The organism is Streptomyces cacaoi (genome assembly GCF_006539165.1).
In the GTDB taxonomy this organism is placed as follows: Bacteria; Actinomycetota; Actinomycetes; order Streptomycetales; family Streptomycetaceae; genus Streptomyces; species Streptomyces cacaoi.
In genome coordinates, this window is record NZ_BJMM01000021.1 from 1 (window position 1) to 16,402 (window position 16,402).

Annotated in this window: 17 protein-coding genes; 8 read left to right on the plus strand and 9 right to left on the minus strand. The window is 71.7% G+C overall.

The window, feature by feature from the left end; translation table 11 throughout:
• Nucleotides 1-322: 322 nt before the first annotated feature.
• On the minus strand, nt 323-1,153 hold the full coding sequence (locus SCA03_RS19770) for a maleylpyruvate isomerase family mycothiol-dependent enzyme (protein WP_030894816.1): 831 nt from the start codon (nt 1,151-1,153) through the stop codon (nt 323-325).
• A gap of 21 nt (nt 1,154-1,174) precedes the next feature.
• On the minus strand, nt 1,175-1,483 hold the full coding sequence (locus tag SCA03_RS19775; protein WP_030887797.1) for a DUF8827 family protein: 309 nt from the start codon (nt 1,481-1,483) through the stop codon (nt 1,175-1,177).
• Between the two features lie 302 nt (nt 1,484-1,785).
• Here SCA03_RS19775 and SCA03_RS19780 point away from each other — a divergent pair, with 302 nt between their 5' ends.
• Entirely contained in the window at nt 1,786-2,775 is a 990-nt protein-coding gene (locus SCA03_RS19780) for a C40 family peptidase (protein WP_086815077.1), read from the plus strand.
• Nucleotides 2,776-3,132: 357 nt separating this feature from the next.
• Nucleotides 3,133-3,852 carry a phosphatase PAP2 family protein gene (locus SCA03_RS19785; protein ID WP_030887803.1) on the plus strand — a complete coding sequence of 240 codons (720 nt, stop codon included), beginning with the start codon at nt 3,133-3,135 and terminating at the stop codon, nt 3,850-3,852.
• A gap of 84 nt (nt 3,853-3,936) precedes the next feature.
• Here SCA03_RS19785 and SCA03_RS19790 read toward each other — a convergent pair whose 3' ends face one another.
• Nucleotides 3,937-4,200, minus strand: coding sequence for a hypothetical protein (locus tag SCA03_RS19790; protein ID WP_086815076.1), 264 nt, complete (start codon nt 4,198-4,200; stop codon nt 3,937-3,939).
• 86 nt (nt 4,201-4,286) lie between these two features.
• Here SCA03_RS19790 and SCA03_RS19795 point away from each other — a divergent pair, with 86 nt between their 5' ends.
• Nucleotides 4,287-5,204: an SCO4651 family lipoprotein gene (locus SCA03_RS19795; protein WP_212767304.1), complete on the plus strand. Its 918-nt coding sequence runs from the start codon at nt 4,287-4,289 to the stop codon at nt 5,202-5,204.
• 135 nt (nt 5,205-5,339) lie between these two features.
• Entirely contained in the window at nt 5,340-5,564 is a 225-nt protein-coding gene (locus SCA03_RS19800) for a hypothetical protein (RefSeq protein WP_037852756.1), read from the plus strand.
• 17 nt (nt 5,565-5,581) lie between these two features.
• On the opposite strand, the gene SCA03_RS19805 is transcribed toward SCA03_RS19800, so the two are convergent.
• The gene (locus tag SCA03_RS19805; RefSeq protein WP_170298008.1) at nt 5,582-5,974 is read right to left on the minus strand and encodes a metal-sensitive transcriptional regulator; all 393 of its coding nucleotides are present in this window, start codon (nt 5,972-5,974) and stop codon (nt 5,582-5,584) included.
• A 194-nt stretch (nt 5,975-6,168) separates the two neighbouring features.
• On the opposite strand from SCA03_RS19805, the gene SCA03_RS19810 reads away from it, so the two are divergent.
• Together SCA03_RS19810 and SCA03_RS19815 are read left to right on the plus strand one after the other, a co-directional pair.
• Nucleotides 6,169-6,789 (plus strand): DUF47 domain-containing protein, encoded by a 621-nt coding sequence (locus SCA03_RS19810; protein ID WP_030887812.1) that lies wholly within the window; start codon nt 6,169-6,171, stop codon nt 6,787-6,789.
• 6 nt (nt 6,790-6,795) lie between these two features.
• Nucleotides 6,796-7,791, plus strand: a complete 996-nt coding sequence (locus tag SCA03_RS19815) for an inorganic phosphate transporter (RefSeq protein ID WP_030887815.1) — start codon at nt 6,796-6,798, stop codon at nt 7,789-7,791.
• Between the two features lie 134 nt (nt 7,792-7,925).
• Here SCA03_RS19815 and pstB read toward each other — a convergent pair whose 3' ends face one another.
• From pstB to pstS, 4 genes are all read right to left on the minus strand, one after another.
• Nucleotides 7,926-8,702: a phosphate ABC transporter ATP-binding protein PstB gene (gene pstB / locus SCA03_RS19820; RefSeq protein WP_030887818.1), complete on the minus strand. Its 777-nt coding sequence runs from the start codon at nt 8,700-8,702 to the stop codon at nt 7,926-7,928.
• A 13-nt stretch (nt 8,703-8,715) separates the two neighbouring features.
• The gene (gene pstA / locus SCA03_RS19825; RefSeq protein WP_030887821.1) at nt 8,716-9,786 is read right to left on the minus strand and encodes a phosphate ABC transporter permease PstA; all 1,071 of its coding nucleotides are present in this window, start codon (nt 9,784-9,786) and stop codon (nt 8,716-8,718) included.
• 115 nt (nt 9,787-9,901) lie between these two features.
• Entirely contained in the window at nt 9,902-10,882 is a 981-nt protein-coding gene (gene pstC / locus SCA03_RS19830; protein WP_030894824.1) for a phosphate ABC transporter permease subunit PstC, read from the minus strand.
• 281 nt (nt 10,883-11,163) lie between these two features.
• Nucleotides 11,164-12,288: a phosphate ABC transporter substrate-binding protein PstS gene (gene pstS, locus SCA03_RS19835; protein WP_030887826.1), complete on the minus strand. Its 1,125-nt coding sequence runs from the start codon at nt 12,286-12,288 to the stop codon at nt 11,164-11,166.
• A 543-nt stretch (nt 12,289-12,831) separates the two neighbouring features.
• On the opposite strand from pstS, the gene SCA03_RS19840 reads away from it, so the two are divergent.
• On the plus strand, nt 12,832-13,923 hold the full coding sequence (locus SCA03_RS19840; RefSeq protein WP_086815081.1) for a C40 family peptidase: 1,092 nt from the start codon (nt 12,832-12,834) through the stop codon (nt 13,921-13,923).
• A gap of 701 nt (nt 13,924-14,624) precedes the next feature.
• The gene (locus SCA03_RS19845; RefSeq protein ID WP_037852760.1) at nt 14,625-15,998 is read left to right on the plus strand and encodes a PP2C family protein-serine/threonine phosphatase; all 1,374 of its coding nucleotides are present in this window, start codon (nt 14,625-14,627) and stop codon (nt 15,996-15,998) included.
• On the opposite strand, the gene SCA03_RS19850 is transcribed toward SCA03_RS19845, so the two are convergent.
• Nucleotides 15,985-16,335, minus strand: coding sequence for a DUF2516 family protein (locus SCA03_RS19850; protein ID WP_086815080.1), 351 nt, complete (start codon nt 16,333-16,335; stop codon nt 15,985-15,987). The genes SCA03_RS19845 and SCA03_RS19850 overlap by 14 nt on opposite strands.
• Nucleotides 16,336-16,402 lie beyond the last annotated feature (67 nt).

Genomic DNA, 16,402 nt, shown 5'->3' on the forward strand with positions numbered 1-16,402 from the left:
TGCCGGGTGCCGGGTGCCGGGTGCCGGGTGCCGGGTGCCGGGTGCCGGGTGCCGGGTGCCGGGGCCGGGGCCGGGTCGCGGCGAGGGCGGGCTCTCCGTTCTTCCGGCCGTGCCGGGGCCGCGGCGAGGGCGGGCTGCTCCGTCCTTCCGGCCGTGCCGGGGCCGGTGGGCCCGTCCGGTCGGATTCAGGACAGGCCGGGCCGGTTCCGGTCCGGCCCCGGCTCGGGCCCGGGTGGCGCGCGCCCTTCGGCCCTCCGTGCGCCTGTCGTGCGACCCCGGCGCCACCGCTTGCCGGACCTCACGGACCTCACCGGCCCCGCGCTCAGCCGAAGTTGGCGGACTCCAGCCACAGATCCAGCAGGCCGCGGTCGCCCAGCACTTCCAGGCGCTCGTGGTCGGGGGACCGGCGCCGGTAGAACGTCAGGAGCAGGTCCGTCATGGGGCCGCGGACGGCGACGTCGGCCTTGGCGTGTGCCCGGGTGTAGGCCATGGAGCCGTCGGCCACCTCGATCAGCCACTCGGCGGGCTGTTCGCCCTCGGCGGGCGCCGGCATGTCCGTCGGGTGCGCGTGCAGGGAGGCGCCGGCGCGGGTGTTGAGCTTCCGGAGCGAGGTCATATGGGCGCGGGCCTGCGGGCTGCACACGATCTGGAGCCACTCGTCGAGGCCGTCGGCCGCGAGGTCCGGGGCCACCGTGAAATCCCGGTCGAGCCGGTCGAGTGTGCGGAAGGCGTCCGCGCGGTGGATCACCGTCTCGTGGGTGGCCCGGCGGGCCCAGAAGGCGGCGCTCTGGTCCTCGGACCAGGTCCACACCGGGGCGTCGGGGCCGGCGGAGCGCAGGGCGTCGACGAGCTGCCGGGCGCCCTCGCCGAACCACTCGGCCAGCTCCGGGGCGCCCGCCTGCTCGCCCGGCCCGCTGCCGCCCGGTACGGCGTCGTGGGGCACCATCTCGCTCGCCCTGCTGCGGACCGTCTCGCCCATCCAGCGCAGGGCGCCGCCGAGGTGCTCGGTCAGGTGACGCAGTGTCCAGTCGGGGCAGGTCGGCACCCGGTGGCCCAGCGCGTCTTCCCCGGCGGCGGTCAGTGCCTCGGCGAACAGGCGGACCTGGTGGTCGAGTTCCGCGCAGTAGCGCTCGTGCGTGAGTGTGTTGGCCATGGGCCGAGGCTAGCCGCCGGCCTAGACCGCCATCCCGTACACGATGGTGAACAGCGTGGTGAGCGAGCCGATGATGAACACTCCGGTCAGCCCGGCGACGATCAGTCCCTTGCCTTGCTCGGCGCTGAAGGTGTCGCGCAGTGCCGTGGCGCCGATGCGCTGCTTGGCCGCGCCCCAGATCGCGATACCGAGGCAGAGGAGGATCGCGACGGCCATGACGACCTGGATCATCGTCCGCGCCTCGTTCCCGAGTGTGCCGAACGGGCCCCAGTCCGGGGCGATGCCGCCGATGATGGTGGTGATGTCGCCCTTGTCGGCCGCCAGGAGCATGGTGAACTCACCGCCCTAGTTCGAAGGTTGTCTCAGACGGATTGTGCCACGCCGGGGCGACACCCGCGCCCGTCGCACGGTCCGAAGTGCCGCGGTGCGCTGTGGTCTTGTCGCTCGGACACCATCTGTCGCGGGGTTTCGGCGGGTCCGGGCGGCCGGGGGCGGGTGGGGCTGCCGGGAGGGGGGTGACGGATCGAACGCGGCTGGAATGATGGGGGCGTTGAGGGGGCGCGCGGCGGCACCGGGGAACGTTTGTCGCCCTCTCGGTACTGAACAGGTGGTCGGCGGGGGAGGGTTGAGGAATGCGCCAGAACCGCAAGAAGCTGTGGCTGCTGGGGTTGGGCGGCGGGCTGGGAGTGCTGTCCCTGTTCGTCGTGCTGCTCGTGGTGGGCACCTATATGGCTGCCGCGGGGATGGCGGGTGCCGGCGGGCGGTCCGTCGGCCTGGCGAAGGGTGCGGTGCCGGCCGCGTACCAGGGGCTGGTGCAGAAATGGGGCAACCTGTGCAAGGCGCTCAACCCGGCGCTGCTGGCGGCGCAGTTGTACCAGGAGAGCGGCTGGAAGCCCGATGCGCAGAGCGGGGCGCAGGCGCAGGGCATAGCCCAGTTCATCCCCGGCACCTGGGCCACCCACGGCATCGACGCCAACGGCGACGGGAAGCGGGACGTATGGGATCCGGAGGACGCGATTCCGTCAGCGGCGAGTTACGACTGCAAGCTGGCGAAGTACGTCGAGGACGCCCCCGGCGACGCCGGCGACAACATGCTGGCGGCCTACAACGCGGGCGCCTACGCCGTGATCAAGTACGGCGGTGTGCCGCCGTACAGCGAGACGAAGAACTACGTCTCGACCATCCGCAAGATGGAGCAGAGCTTCGCGTCGCACAAGAAGGGCCGCCTCGATCCGTCGCAGCAGGCGGCGGGGGCGATCACCTATGCGCAGAAGAAGCTCGGCACCCCGTATCTGTGGGGTGGCGACGGCACCCCGCAGGAGGGCGGCCGGTTCGACTGCTCGGGGCTGACCAAGGCCGCCTACGCCTCGGTGGACATCGAGCTGCCCCGCGTGGCCAACGACCAGTGGAACACCGGGCCGCATCCGAAACGGAACGAGCTGCTGCCCGGCGATCTCGTCTTCTTCGGCTCGGACCTGAACAACTCCCGGTCCATCGACCACGTCGGCATCTATGTCGGCGGGGGGTACATGATCGACGCTCCCTACACGGGTGCGAAGATCAGGTTCGACCCGATCGACACCCCGAACTACTTCGGGGCCACGCGCCCGAGCGCGGACTGAGCGGACGGCTCGTCCGACGGCGGCGGGCCCGCTCGCGCGGGGGCCGGGAGCGGAGCCGGCACCGCTGTGACCGGGAGTGTCGGATTCGGTCAACAATTCGTGAGGCATAGGCCCTGAGCTGCGCGAACGGGTCACTCTTGGGTAACGTCCTGGTGATCGTTCGGTAAGAGCGGAACGGCAGACCCGGCACAGGGCGTTCTTCTTCGCGGAACCGGACTTCCACACAGCGACCACGGGGGGTCGTCAGCGTTGTCTGTGACATCGACGCCACCGGCGTCAGCAGCGTCACCGGCGTCCGCAGCGCCGCCGACGTGAACCGAGCACACCCACGGAGCAGAGAAGAGGGGCCGCACCGCCATGGCTGTTTGGGACAACCCTGATGTCGAGCTGCTCTACGACATCAATGGACTGGCCAAGGACGCCCCCGGATGGGCCGACCGGCTCATGGAGTACGTGGGTGAGTACGGCATCGCGATCGGCCTCGTCGTTCTGGGCCTGTGGACGTGGTGGGGGGTGACCCGCAAGCGGGACACCCTCGACGAGGCCGTGAGCGGCTTCGCCGGGCTGGTGTGGGCGCCGCTCGGTGCGGTGATCGCACTGATCATCAACATCCCCATCCGGGACTTCGTCGGACGGCCCCGTCCCTTCCTCGAACACAAGGGGCTCGACGTCCTGATCGACGGGAAGAGCGACTTCTCCTTCGTGAGCGACCACGCGACGCTCACGATGGCCATCGCGGTCGGCATCTTCATGGTGCAGCGCAAGCTCGGTCTGATCGCCATCGTGCTCGCCGTCCTGGAGGGCTTCTGCCGGGTCTACATGGCCGTGCACTACCCCACGGACGTCATCGGCGGCCTCGCCCTCGGCACCGCCGTCGCCCTGCTCCTCGCGCCCGTCGCCCAGTGGGCCCTCACCCCGCTGGTGCGCCTGCTGACCGGCAACGCGTTCCTCCGCGGACTGCTGTGGGCCGGGCCGCACACCGACCACGCCGACGCGGGCGGGCCGTCCGCCGCCGGTGCGGACTCCGGCCGCGCCGCCGGAAGCCGCCGCGCCGGCGACCGCGACCTGGCGGCCTGACACCGGTCCCCCTCGGGCGTCAGCGGCCCTGCTCCGCCGCCGGCCCCGCACGGTGCTCGCCGCTCCCCGCTCCCTGTTCGCTGTTCAATGTGCCCCTGCCGGGCCTCCCGGCGGGGGCACGCTGCTGTCGTCCCCCGGGCCGCCGGGGCCCGCCTGTTCCGTGTGTGTCCCGGCGTCGAGCCGGGCGCGGTCCCGTGCCCGCCGGGCCGGGCCGCGCCAGCCGCAGCTGCACTGCGCGTAACAGAAGGAACCCCGCTCCCGGGTGTCCGCCCGGTGGGGTACCGGTCCGGTTCCCGCCGCGGCCTCGGGGCCGGTCGTGGGCTCGTCGTCCAGCGTTCGCTCCAGCACGTGACCACCGTACTGCGGGCGTGACGGCCCGGACGCGGGCCTCGTTGAGTCTGGCATCCGAAGCGGGGAGCGCGGACGTGGGGCAGATGACGCACGAAGGGCATGCAGCGTCGAGGCGGCGCGGGCGGGGGGCCGGAGCGTCCCGGGAGGCCGTCGCGGTGCGGGTCTGCGCGGTGGGGGCGATCGGTGCGGCCCTTCTCGCCGTGACCGGCTGCACGTCCCAGAGCCCGGCGGCGGGGGACGGCCGGCGTCCCGGGGAGCGGCCCCGTGCGGCGGACGTCGAGCGTGCGGCCGAGACGCTGCGCCGGGCCGGCAGCTCCCGGGCGCTGACCTCCATGGAGGTGGAGAGCGGCGGCACCCGGCTGACCATCGAGGGCACCGGCGTCTTCGATCTGGCCCGCGGCACCGGCCGGCTGCGGGTCACCCTCCCTCCCGGCGCGGGCGGTGCCCGGCCCGGTGAGCGCCGCCCGGTGCCCGAACTGCTGGCGCCCGGTGCGCTGTACATGAAGAACCGGGGCGCGGGCGTTCCCGCGGACAAGTGGGTGCGGGTGGACACCACGACGCTGCCGGACGGCAATCTGGTCACCGGGGGCGCCACCGACCCGCTCAGCGCGGCCGAACTGCTGGGCGGCGCACGGCGGATCCGGTACGAGGGCACCACCGCGCTCGACGGTGTACGGGTGTGGCGGTTCACCGGCGTCGTCGACATGGAGGCCGCGGCCGTCGCCGCCGGGTCGACACAGGTGCGGCGGCAGTTGCGGGCGGCGGAGAAAGGGTTCTCCGGTGCGGGCGTCCCGTTCGACGCCTACTTCGACGAGCGGGGCCGGCTGCGCAAGGTGCAGCACCGGTTCACGGTCGCCGCCGCGCCGGCGGGCTCCGGGAACGAGGCACGGGGCGGCGTCGAGGTGCTCTCGACGACGCGGCTGCACGGCTTCGGTGCCCGCGCGGACATCTCCTTCCCCGAGCCCGGGGACATCTACGCCGGGAAGATCGCGCTGCCGTAGCGGACGGGACCGCCGGCCCGCGCCGCGGTGTGGCCGTGCGGGGGTAAATGGTTCCCAAGTGCCATGCGCGCGCTGTGCGGCGCTCCTACGCTGGGGAGGGGTGGGGCCGGTCCGCATGCGCAGGAGGTGAGACGTGTGCCTGTTCCGCTGCCCGACGAGGGCGAGGAGACCTGCGACAGGCACCGCTCTGCCATGCAGGACCAGGTGGCGCTCGCCGAGATCGAGCTGTGCGGCGAGTTGATGATCGCCGCGTCCGCCGCCGAGGGTCCGCTCTCGGCGGCCCGGATCGACGAGGTGCTCGGCGGCGCGCCGGGCGGCGGCCGGGAGGAGGGGCCGCGTCCCGCACGCCGGGCCGAGTGACCGGCGAGCGGGGGTGATCAGGTGCGCAGCAGGCGCGCGATCGCGGCGGTGGCCTCCTCGACCTTCGAGTCCATCTCGGCCCCGCCGTCCTGCGCGGCGTGTGCCACGCAGTGCCGCAGATGCTCCTCCAGCAGCTGGAGCGCGAAGGATTGCAGTGCCTTCGTGGACGCCGACACCTGCGTGAGTATGTCGATGCAGTAGACGTCCTCGTCGACCATCCGCTGGAGGCCGCGGATCTGGCCCTCGATGCGGCGCAGTCGCTTGAGGTGTGCGTCCTTGTGCTTGGTGTAACCGTGCTCGCCGGTGGCGGCGTGTGCCGAGCAGCACTGCGATGTGGCTTCGGCCACGGTCGCGGGTGCCGTCTCCGGTGCGTCCGCCGCCTCCACGGCGCCGGTTTCGGCTGACGTCATGCATCCTCCCTGGGGGAAGCGGGGCCGGTCGCCGCGGGCGCCGATACCCCTCCTGGGTATATGGTACCGGACTTTCCGGAGCCCGCTTCAGGCCCCGAGTCCCCATGGGTGACACTGGGGACGCCGGTTCGCTGTGGCCGGATGATGCGCCTAGCATCAACGAGACCGACATCGAGGCACCCCGAGGATCCCCAGTGCGCTTTCGTCTGACCCCCAGGGAGACGAGCTTCTACGACATGTTCGCGGCCTCCGCGGACAACATCGTGACCGGCTCGAAGCTCCTCATGGAACTGCTCGGGGCGGATTCCTCCGCACGTGCGGAGATCGCCGAACGGATGCGGGCGGCGGAGCACGCGGGGGACGACGCGACGCACGCGATCTTCCACCAGCTCAACTCCTCGTTCATCACGCCGTTCGACCGCGAGGACATCTACAACCTGGCGTCCTCCCTCGACGACATCATGGACTTCATGGAGGAGGCCGTCGACCTCGTCGTCCTCTACCAGATCGAGGAGCTGCCCAAGGGGGTCGAGCAGCAGATCGAGGTCCTGTCGCGGGCTGCCGAACTGACGGCCGAGGCCATGCCGAACCTGCGTACCATGGACAACCTCACCGAGTACTGGATCGAGGTCAACCGGCTGGAGAACCAGGCCGACCAGATCCACCGCAAGCTTCTCGCCCACCTGTTCAACGGGAAGTACGACGCGATCGAGGTCATGAAGCTCAAGCAGGTCGTCGACGTCCTGGAAGAGGGGGCCGACGCCTTCGAGCACGTGGCCAACACCGTCGAGACCATCGCGGTCAAGGAGTCCTGACCTTCCGTGGACACCTTCGCGCTGATCGTGACCGTCGGTGTCGCGCTCCTCTTCACCTATACGAACGGCTTCCACGACTCGGCGAACGCCATCGCGACGTCGGTCTCCACCCGCGCCCTCACCCCGCGTGCCGCGCTGGCGATGGCCGCCGTGATGAACCTGGCCGGTGCCTTCCTCGGCAGCGGCGTCGCCAAGACCGTCAGCGAGGGGCTCATCCAGACCCCGCACGGCGACATCGGGATGGGTATCCTGTTCGCCGCGCTCGTCGGAGCCGTCGTCTGGAACCTGATCACCTGGTACTTCGGGCTGCCCTCGTCCTCCAGCCACGCGCTCTTCGGCGGCATGGTGGGCGCGGCGCTCGCCGGCGGCATCGGCGTCTACTGGTCCGGCGTGTTCGAGAAGATCGTGCTGCCGATGTTCCTCTCGCCGATCATCGGCCTGGTCGTCGGCTACTTCGTCATGTGCGTCATCCTGTGGCTCTTCCGCAAGACGAATCCGCACCGGGCGAAGCGCGGCTTCCGGATCGCGCAGACCGTCTCCGCCGCCGGTATGGCGCTCGGTCACGGCCTCCAGGACGCGCAGAAGACCATGGGCGTGGTCGTCATGGCGCTCACCATCGCCGACGTCCAGGAGCACAACGAGATCCCCGTCTGGGTAAAGATCGTCTGTGCGGCGATGCTGTCGCTGGGCACCTACGCCGGCGGCTGGCGGATCATGCGGACGCTGGGGCGGCGGATCATCGAGCTGGACCCGCCGCAGGGGTTCGCGGCGGAGACCACGGCCGCGTCCGTCATGTACAGCGCGTCGTTCATGTTCCACGCGCCCATCTCGACGACGCATGTGATCACTTCGGCGATCATGGGCGTCGGGGCGACCAAGCGGGTCAGCGCCGTCCGCTGGGGGGTCGCCAAGAACATCATCGTCGGGTGGTTCATCACCATGCCCGCTGCGGCGGTCGCCGCGGCCGTCGTCTACTGGGCGGTCAAGCTGGCCTTCGGCTAGCGCCGTTGCCGCCGGCCCGTGCCGTCTTCCCGCTCGTCCGTATCCGTGTCGGCCGGGGCGCTCGTCCTCAAGTGCCGGACGGGCCCGGGCCGGCCGGGTCCGGCCGTCGAGGGCGAGCACCGCCCGGCGGGGGATCAGCCGAAGCGGCCGGAGATGTAGTCCTCGGTGGCCTGGACCGAGGGGTTGGAGAAGATCCGCTCGGTCTCGTCGATCTCGACCAGCTTGCCGGGCGCTCCGACCTCGGCGAGGTTGAAGAACGCGGTGCGGTCCGAAACCCGCGCGGCCTGCTGCATGTTGTGCGTCACGATCACGATCGTGTACTGCGCCTTGAGGTCGGCGATGAGGTCCTCGATGGCGAGGGTGGAGATCGGGTCGAGCGCCGAGCAGGGCTCGTCCATCAGCAGCACCTGCGGCTCGACCGCGATGGCCCGGGCGATGCACAGCCGCTGCTGCTGTCCGCCGGAGAGCCCGGAACCGGGCTTGTTCAGCCGGTCCTTGACCTCGTTCCACAGGTTGGCGCCCTTGAGGGAGCGCTCGACGACCTCGTCGAGGTCCTTCTTCTTGTGGTCGCCGTTGAGCTTCAGTCCGGCCGCGACGTTGTCGTATATGGACATCGTCGGGAACGGGTTGGGCCGCTGGAAGACCATGCCGATGGTGCGGCGGACGGAGACCGGGTCGACGCCCGAGCCGTAGAGGTCCTCGTTGTCGAGCATCACCTTGCCCTCGACGCGGCCGCCGGCCGTGACCTCGTGCATGCGGTTGAGCGTGCGCAGGAAGGTCGACTTGCCGCAGCCCGAGGGGCCGATGAAGGCGGTCACGGAGCGCGGTTCGACGGTCATGGAGATGTCGTCGATGGCGCGGAAGCCGCCGTAGAAGGCGGAGAGGCCGCTGACGTCGATGCGCTTGGCCATGGGAACCACTCTCTTAGTGCTTGGGGGCCTTCCAGCGGGCGATGCCGCGGGCGACCAGGTTGAGGATCATGACGAAGGCGATCAGCACGAGGGCCGCGGCCCAGGCGCGGTCGTAGGAGGGTGCGTTGCCGTTGGCCCACTGCTCGTAGATGTAGTACGGCAGCGAGGACTGGGCGCCTTCGAACGGGTTGGCGTTGATCTGTGCCGAGCCGAAGACCAGCAGCAGGACGGGCGCGGACTCGCCGGCGACGCGGGCGACGGCGAGCATGACCCCGGTGGTGATCCCGCCGACGGCGGTCGGCAGCACCACCTTGAGGATCGTCTTCCACTTCGGCACACCGAGCGCCAGTGACGCCTCGCGCAGCTCGTTCGGGACGAGCCGGAGCATCTCCTCCGTCGAGCGGACGACGATCGGCATCATCAGGATGGCCAGCGCCATGGCGCCCGCGAAGCCCGAGTAGCCGAAGTCCAGGATGATGATCCAGAAGGAGAGGACGAACAGCCCGGCGACGATGGACGGGACGCCCGTCATGACGTCGACGAAGAAGGTGACGGCCTTGGCGAGCCGCCCGGTGCCGTACTCGACCAGGTAGACGGCGGTCAGCAGCCCGATGGGCGCGGCGATCAGCGTGGCCAGCCCGACCTGTTCGAGGGTGCCGATCAGCGCGTGGTAGATGCCGCCGCCCGGCTCCATCGTGATCACTCCGTTCATGGAGTGCGTCAGGAAGTAGCCGTCGAGCACCTGCACACCGCGTGCCACCGTCTCCCACAGCAGGGACGCCAGCGGGACGACGGCCACCAGGAAGCAGACCCAGATGACGCTGGTGGCCAGCCTGTCGCGCGCCTGCCGGGCGCCTTCGACGGCCCCGGCGACGGTGACGGTGAGCACGACGTACAGCAGCGCCGCCATGAGCCCCCACTGCAACCGGCTCTCCAGCCCGGCCAGCAGCCCGACGCCGGTGCCGAGCGCGGCGGCGAGCGCGGCGAGGCCGAGCGGTGCCCAGCGCGGCAGCCGGGGGCGGCGCAGGGACGGCGCCGGCTGCGCGGGTTCCACCGGCGCTTCGGCGAGGACGGTCTGGCTCATGCCGCCTCTCCCTTCCGGGCCGGGCCGCGCCGGTGTGCCGCGCGGCCGGTCGCGGGGACGGACGCGGGGACGGACGGGCCGCCCGCCCGCCGCCGGGTCGTGGTGCGTGCGGGCCTCATGCGTTGGCTCCCGAGTACTCCTTGCGGCGGGCGATGATCAGCCGGGCCGCGCCGTTGACCAGCAGGGTGATGACGAACAGGACGAGGCCGGAGGCGATGAGCGCGTCCCGGCCCGTCGAACCGGCCTCCTTGAAGCCGGCGGCGATGTTCTGCGCGAAGGTGCCGCCGCCGGGGTTCAGCAGGCTCGCCTTGATCAGGAAGCTGGGGGACAGCACCGTGGCGACGGCCATCGTCTCGCCCAGGGCGCGGCCCAGGCCGAGCATGGACGCGCTGATGACGCCGGAGCGCCCGAAGGGCAGCACCGACATGCGGATGACCTCCCAGCGGGTGGCGCCCAGCGCCAGCGCCGCCTCCTCCTGCATCTTCGGGGACTGCCGGAACACCTCGCGGGAGACGTTGGTGACGATCGGCAGGATCATGATCGCCAGCAGGACGGCCGCGGTGAACAGCGAGCGCGCCGGGCCGCCGTCGTAGGCGAACAGGCCCGTCCAGCCCAGGTACTCGTCGAGCCAGGTGTACAGGCCGGTCAGATGCGGGACGAGGAAGAGGGCGCCCCACAGGCCGTAGACGATGGAGGGCACGGCGGCCAGCAGGTCGATGACGTACCCGAGCGGGGTGGCCAGCCGGCGCGGCGCGTAGTGCGAGATGAACAGCGCGATGCCGACGGCGACGGGCACCGCGAGGACCATCGCGATGAGCGAGCTGACGACGGTCCCGAAGGCGAGGACGGCGATGCCGAAGCGGGGCGGGTCGGCGTTGGCGTCCCACTCGAAGGACGTGAGGAAGTTGGCCTCGTCGGCGCCGATGGCGAGGGCGGCACGCCAGCTGAGGAAGACCGCGATGGCGGCCATGAGCACCAGGAGTGCGATGCCGGACCCCCGCGAGAGCCCGCGGAACATCCGGTCGCCCCGGTGGGTCACGCCCCGTGCGGAGCCCTGCTCCGGGGTGGCCGGGGCGGGCGGTGTGTCGGTTGCCATGGTTTCTCCGGCTCTGTTGTGCGGGCCGATTCCGGGTGGCGCCACGGGGCCCTCGGTGGTGCACCGGGTGGTCCCGAGCCCTGGGCCCCGCCCCGCGCGGGGAGGCGGAACATGTGCCGCAGAGCGGGGCATAAAGGGCGAGGGGTGGCGTGCGGGAGGGGAGCGGCGGCGGTCTTCGGTGCCGCCACCGCCTGCGCGGTCCGGTCAGTCGGACGGTGCGCCGTGCCCCGGCCGGGCGGGCGGTCGTCCACCCGGCCCGGGGAGCGCCGGCCCGGTGTGCCTCAGCTCAGTCCGTCGACGGTCGAGCGGACCTTGGCGGCGATCTCCTCGGGGATGGGCGCGTACCCCTTGTCCGCGAGGGCCTTCTGGCCGTCCTCGCCCGCGGTGTACTTCAGGAAGGACTTGGTCGCCTCCAGCGACTCCTTCTTGTTGCCCTTGTCGCAGGCGATCTCGTACGTCACCAGCGTGATCGGGTAGGCGCCGGGGGCCTTCGTGCGGTAGTTCAGCTCCAGGGCCAGGTCCTTGCCCTGGCCGACGACCTTCGCGTCGGCGATCGCCTTGGACGCGTTGTCCGTCGTCGCCTCGACCGGGTCCTTGGCGCCCGTGTCGAGCTTGACCGTGTTCAGGTCGTTGCCGTCGGCGTAGGACAGCTCGACGTAGCCGATGGAGCCGTTGTTCTGCTTGACGTTGGTCGCGACACCCGAGGAACCGTCCGCTCCCTGGCCGCCCTTGCCCGTCCACTTCTTGCCGGGCTCGCCCTTCCAGGCGCCGGGGGCCGCCGCGCTCAGGTACTTGGTGAAGTTGTCGGTGGTGCCCGACTCGTCGGAGCGGTGGAACGCCTGGATCTTGGTGCCCGGCAGATCGGCCTTCGGGTTGAGCTTCTTGATGGCCGGGTCGTCCCACTCGGTGATCTCCGAGTTGAAGATCTTGGCGAGCGTCTCGGCGTCCAGCACCAGGTCGTCGACGCCCTCCAGGTTGTAGGAGACCGCGATCGGGCCGCCGACCATCGGCAGATCGATGCCCTGGCCGCCCTTGCAGACCTTCTTGGACTGGGCGACCTCCTCGGGCTTGAGCGCCGAGTCGGAGCCCGCGAACGCGGTCTTGCCCTGGAGGAACTCCTGGATGCCGGCGCCGGACCCGGTGGGCTTGTAGTTGATCTGCGTGGTGTCGCAGGCCGACTGGTAGGTCTGCGTCCACACGTCCATCGCGTTCTTCTGCGCGCTGGAGCCGGAGGCCAGCAGCTTGCCTTCGCCCGCACACTTGATGTTGCTCGCGGCCTTGCTCGTCTCGCCGCCCGAGCCGCCGGAGTTGTCGTCCGAGCCGCAGGCGCTCAACACCAGGGCGCCACAGGCCGCGAGCGCGCCGAGGGACACGGCGCGGAGCCGGTTCGTGCGCTGAAGCTTCACTGTCGTTCAGTTCCTTCCTGGGGCCCGGGACGGACGGCCGCCCGGCTCGCCGGAGCCGGGGGTGTGCCCCGGCCCGGGTGGATGGTGGCGGAACTCCCCGGTGCCCGGGAGGCCGGGGAGTCGCGGGTGGTTCCAGTGATTCTTGAGGGGTGACACCGCTGCGCTGTCGGTAAGGCCGAAATTAGGTAGATCAGGTGAAGCGGCCAACGGACCTGGGTGAACGCGGAGTGAACCTCGGCGGTCAGCCCGGTGTTCTCCCCCGGAGCCCGGCCGCTCTCCGCCGGGGGAAGGGCGGCTCCATACCGGCGAGTACAAGGCTCTGTTGCTTTTGAGTACAACGTGGCACCATCCGCTGGGTTGGCCTGAGTTTGGCCTGAGTTGACCATACAAACAGGGGGTGGGCCGGTGCGGCGGCCGGAGTTCAGCTCGACCTTCCCGACGGAGCACCCTTCCTCTTCTGTACCTCTTTCTGCACCTCTCCTCGATCCTTCTGACCCCCGGGCTCCCGCCCATGCGTCCGGTCCGCTGCGACCTGTGCGTCCTCTGCGTTCTCTGGGCTCTCCTCGGACGTCCCCGCGGCGCCGCCACCGGGGCGCACCCGCCGTCCCCGTCGTCGTCTGCGCGCTCGCGCTCGTCGCCGGGCCGGCGCTCGCACCGGCGCAGCCGGCGCACGCGCAGCCCGGGCCCGGTACCTCGGCCAAGACCGACCTGGAGGAGATCCGCAAGAAGATCGAGCGGCTGCACGACCGGGCCGGATCGGCGACGGACGCCTACAACGCGGCGGCGGAGAAGGCGAAGAAGCAGCAGAAGTCCGTCGACCGCATCAACCGGCGGATCGAGACCACCCAGGGCGAGCTGGACAGGTTCACCGACACCGCCGGCGCCCTGGCCCGTGCCCAGTACCGCAGCGGCGGCCTGCCCGACGCGGCCCGGCTGGTGCTCGACAGCGATCCGGAGAACTTCCTGCACAAGGCGTCGCTCGCGCGCAAGGGCCAGCAGGCGACCCGCGGCGTGATCAGCGGCCTCGCCCGCACCAGAGCCGAGCTGAAGCGGGACGGGAAGAAGGCCAACTCCGTCTGGAAGGAGCTGGAGGAGAACCGCAAGAAGAAGGCCGCGGCCAAGAAGAAGATCGAGGGCCGGCTGAAGGAGGCCAAGGAGATCGAGTCGCGGCTGAAGAAGAAGGAGCGCGAGCGCCTGCGGAAGCTGGAGCGGGACGCGGCACAGCAGCGGCAGGCGAAATGGCTGGATTCGGGCGCCTGGAAGGACGTCGACGGGAAGGCGTCGAAGGCCGGTAAGCGGGCGATCGCCTACGCGACCGAGCAGCTCGGCAAGGACTACGTCTGGGGCGCCGAGGGCCCCGACACCTTCGACTGCTCCGGACTGACCATGCGTGCCTGGCAGGCGGCGGGCGAGGCGATCCCGCGCACCTCGCAGGAGCAGTGGCGGCAGCTGCCGCATGTGCCCGTCGCGCGGATGCGCCCGGGGGACCTGATCATCTACAAGAGGGACGCCAGCCACGTCGGCCTCTACGTCGGCGACGGCAAGCTGCTGCACGCGCCGCGCACCGGGCGGCAGATCACGGTCGAGGGCGCGGGCACCATGCCGATCCTGGGTGTCGTCCGGCCGGACAAGTGACGCACGGCCGCCGGCGCCCGTGCGCCGTCCCGCGCGCGGGCGCGGTCGCGCGCCGCGTCGGCGCCGTCACCGGGGGGAACGGCGTGTGAGGCCGCTCACCGGGGCCGCCGCGGGCCCGGCTGTGAGCTGTCTCATCGATCCCGTCCCGGCCCGTGCGCGGTGGCGTGCCGCGGGGGTGCCGGAGGGGTGACGTTGGTCATGCGGGACCCCGCGCGGGGCCCGGACCGGACCCTCCAACTCTCGGTCAACCCGGGGCATATGACAGGGGCGGGTTACCCGGAGCCATTCCGTACCGGTGCGGGGGAGCGCTAAGGTCCCTTCCGGAAAGCCCGGGATGGCGCGCGCACGACCACCGCACGCGTTCCGGGCTGTGTCATGGTGACGCGCCGCACGGCACGGCACCACGCCCTCGGGGGGAGGGGAGAGGTAACGACATGTCCGCACGTGCGCCTTCGGCCTCGGCCGCCGGCTGCTCGTCGGCACCGCGAGCGGAACGGCGCCCGGGAGCCGTGCCCCCGGGCCCGGCCGGCCCGGCAGCGCGCCCGACGCCGGAGGAGGCCGCGGTGCCGCCTCCGCAGGACGCCACCGGCCCGGCGGCGCCTCCGGCAGCGACCTCGGCTGTCTCTCCGGCGGCTTCGGCGTCGTCCGCCCCCTCGCCGGGTCCGGCGGGCCCGGAGGTCTCGGCGGGCTCGGCGGCCTCGGTGTCCGCTCCGGCGCCCGAGAGCGGTGCGCCGGCCGAGGCGGCGGAGACGCGGGCGAAGGGCGCGGGCAGCGCGCTCACGCTGCTCGTCATCGAGGACGACCCCGGCGGTGCGCCCGGCGTGCCCCGCATGCTGGACGAGTCCGGCAGGCCCGTGAAGATCCGCACCGCCCGCAACCTCACCGAGGCGGCGCGGCTGCTCACCGACGACGTCCACTGCATACTGCTCGACCTCGCCCTGCCCTGTGACGGGATCGTCGAGGACGCCGGCGAGGCCGGCGGCCGGGCCGACGGGCCCCGGGCCGCGGAACCGGCGCCCGCACCCGCGGCGGCGGACGGCGGCGCCGACGGCGCACCCGAGCCGGCGGCCTCCGCCGCCGGCGGGCCGGACGAGCTGGAGACCCTGCGCCGCGTCCTGCGGCTGGCACCCCGGCACGCCGTGCTCGCGCTCACCGACGGGGCGGACGCCGAGCGGGCCGCCGAGGCCGTGCGCGTCGGCGCCCAGGACTACCTCTTCCGCGACGAGCTGGACGCCGGGCTGCTGACCCGCGCCATCCGCTACGCCGTCGAACGCAAGCGGGCCGATCTGGCACAGCGCCAGCTCACCGAGTCACGGCTGCGTGCCCAGGAGAACGCCCGTCTGGAGCGCGGGCTGCTGCCCCGGCCGCTGCTGGACGGCAGCGATCTGCGGTTCGCCGCCCGCTACCGCCCCGGCCGCTCCCGCGCCCTGCTCGGCGGCGACTTCTACGACACCGTCCGCACCCAGGACGGCACCGTGCACGCGATGATCGGCGATGTGAGCGGCCACGGGCCCGACGAGGCGGCCCTCGGCGTCGAGCTGCGCATCGCCTGGCGCGCGCTGACCTTCGCCGGGCTGTGCGGGGACGAACTGCTCGGCACGCTGCAACGGGTGCTGGAGCACGAGCGGGCCAACGAGGAGATCTTCGCGACGCTGTGCACCGTCGACATCGCGCCCGACGGCCGCAGCGCCGGGGTCTGCCTGGCCGGCCACCCCTCGCCGCTGTTCGCCGGAGGAGGCGGCGCCGCGCCCCGGCTGCTGCCCTACGACGAGAGCGGCCCGGCGCTCGGTCTGCTGCCCCAGGCCCGCTGGCCGCGCCGGCATGTGACGCTGGGCCGGTCCTGGAGCCTGATGATGTACACCGACGGCCTGATCGAGGGCCATGTGGACGACCGCAGCCGGGAGCGGCTCGGGCAGCAGGGGCTGCTCGACATCGTGTCCCTGCGGATGCGGGAGGGCGCCCGGGGTGAGCGGCTGCTGGAGTCGGCGATGACCGATGTGCACCGGCTCAACGGCGGTGAACTCACCGACGACGTGGCCGTCCTGCTGCTGGAGCGGGACGTCAGCGGCCGTTGAACGGGCCGTACGGCCCGTCGCTGCTGCTGCCGCCCCGGCGGCGGCCACCGCCGGTGACCTGCTTGAGCGCCGGGCGGACATCGACGAGATAGACGATCGTCGCGATCAGACCGATGATCTGGAGCAGCATGATCGGCCCCATCAGGCCGAGGAACGGCAGCACATTGATCAGGGCGGTGATCCCCAGGAGGATCAGCCAGAACGGTTTGGTCTGCTTGTCCGCCGCGCGGTAGGCGTCCTCACGGCGGAGCGTGCTGTCGACGAAAGCGAAGACGGCGAGCGCCGCGACCACGAGGGTGATCAGCAGCAGCAGGCCGTTGAAGCCTTCTATCAGCATGGTGCTCACTCTCCTGATCGGTGCTGCGTCCCTGCTGCGTCCTGCTGTGCCCCGCCCGTCCGCTCCG

Excerpts from the sequence above, each read along its gene's own strand:
- SCA03_RS19770 (WP_030894816.1), bottom strand. The coding sequence starts at position 1,153 with ATGGCCAACACACTCACGCACGAGCGCTACTGCGCGGAACTCGACCAC.
- SCA03_RS19775 (WP_030887797.1), bottom strand. The coding sequence starts at position 1,483 with ATGCTCCTGGCGGCCGACAAGGGCGACATCACCACCATCATCGGCGGC.
- SCA03_RS19780 (WP_086815077.1), top strand. The coding sequence starts at position 1,786 with ATGCGCCAGAACCGCAAGAAGCTGTGGCTGCTGGGGTTGGGCGGCGGG.
- SCA03_RS19785 (WP_030887803.1), top strand. The coding sequence starts at position 3,133 with ATGGCTGTTTGGGACAACCCTGATGTCGAGCTGCTCTACGACATCAAT.
- SCA03_RS19795 (WP_212767304.1), top strand. The coding sequence starts at position 4,287 with ATGACGCACGAAGGGCATGCAGCGTCGAGGCGGCGCGGGCGGGGGGCC.
- SCA03_RS19805 (WP_170298008.1), bottom strand. The coding sequence starts at position 5,974 with ATGACGTCAGCCGAAACCGGCGCCGTGGAGGCGGCGGACGCACCGGAG.
- pstB (WP_030887818.1), bottom strand. The coding sequence starts at position 8,702 with ATGGCCAAGCGCATCGACGTCAGCGGCCTCTCCGCCTTCTACGGCGGC.
- pstA (WP_030887821.1), bottom strand. The coding sequence starts at position 9,786 with ATGAGCCAGACCGTCCTCGCCGAAGCGCCGGTGGAACCCGCGCAGCCG.
- pstC (WP_030894824.1), bottom strand. The coding sequence starts at position 10,882 with ATGGCAACCGACACACCGCCCGCCCCGGCCACCCCGGAGCAGGGCTCC.
- SCA03_RS19850 (WP_086815080.1), bottom strand. The coding sequence starts at position 16,335 with ATGCTGATAGAAGGCTTCAACGGCCTGCTGCTGCTGATCACCCTCGTG.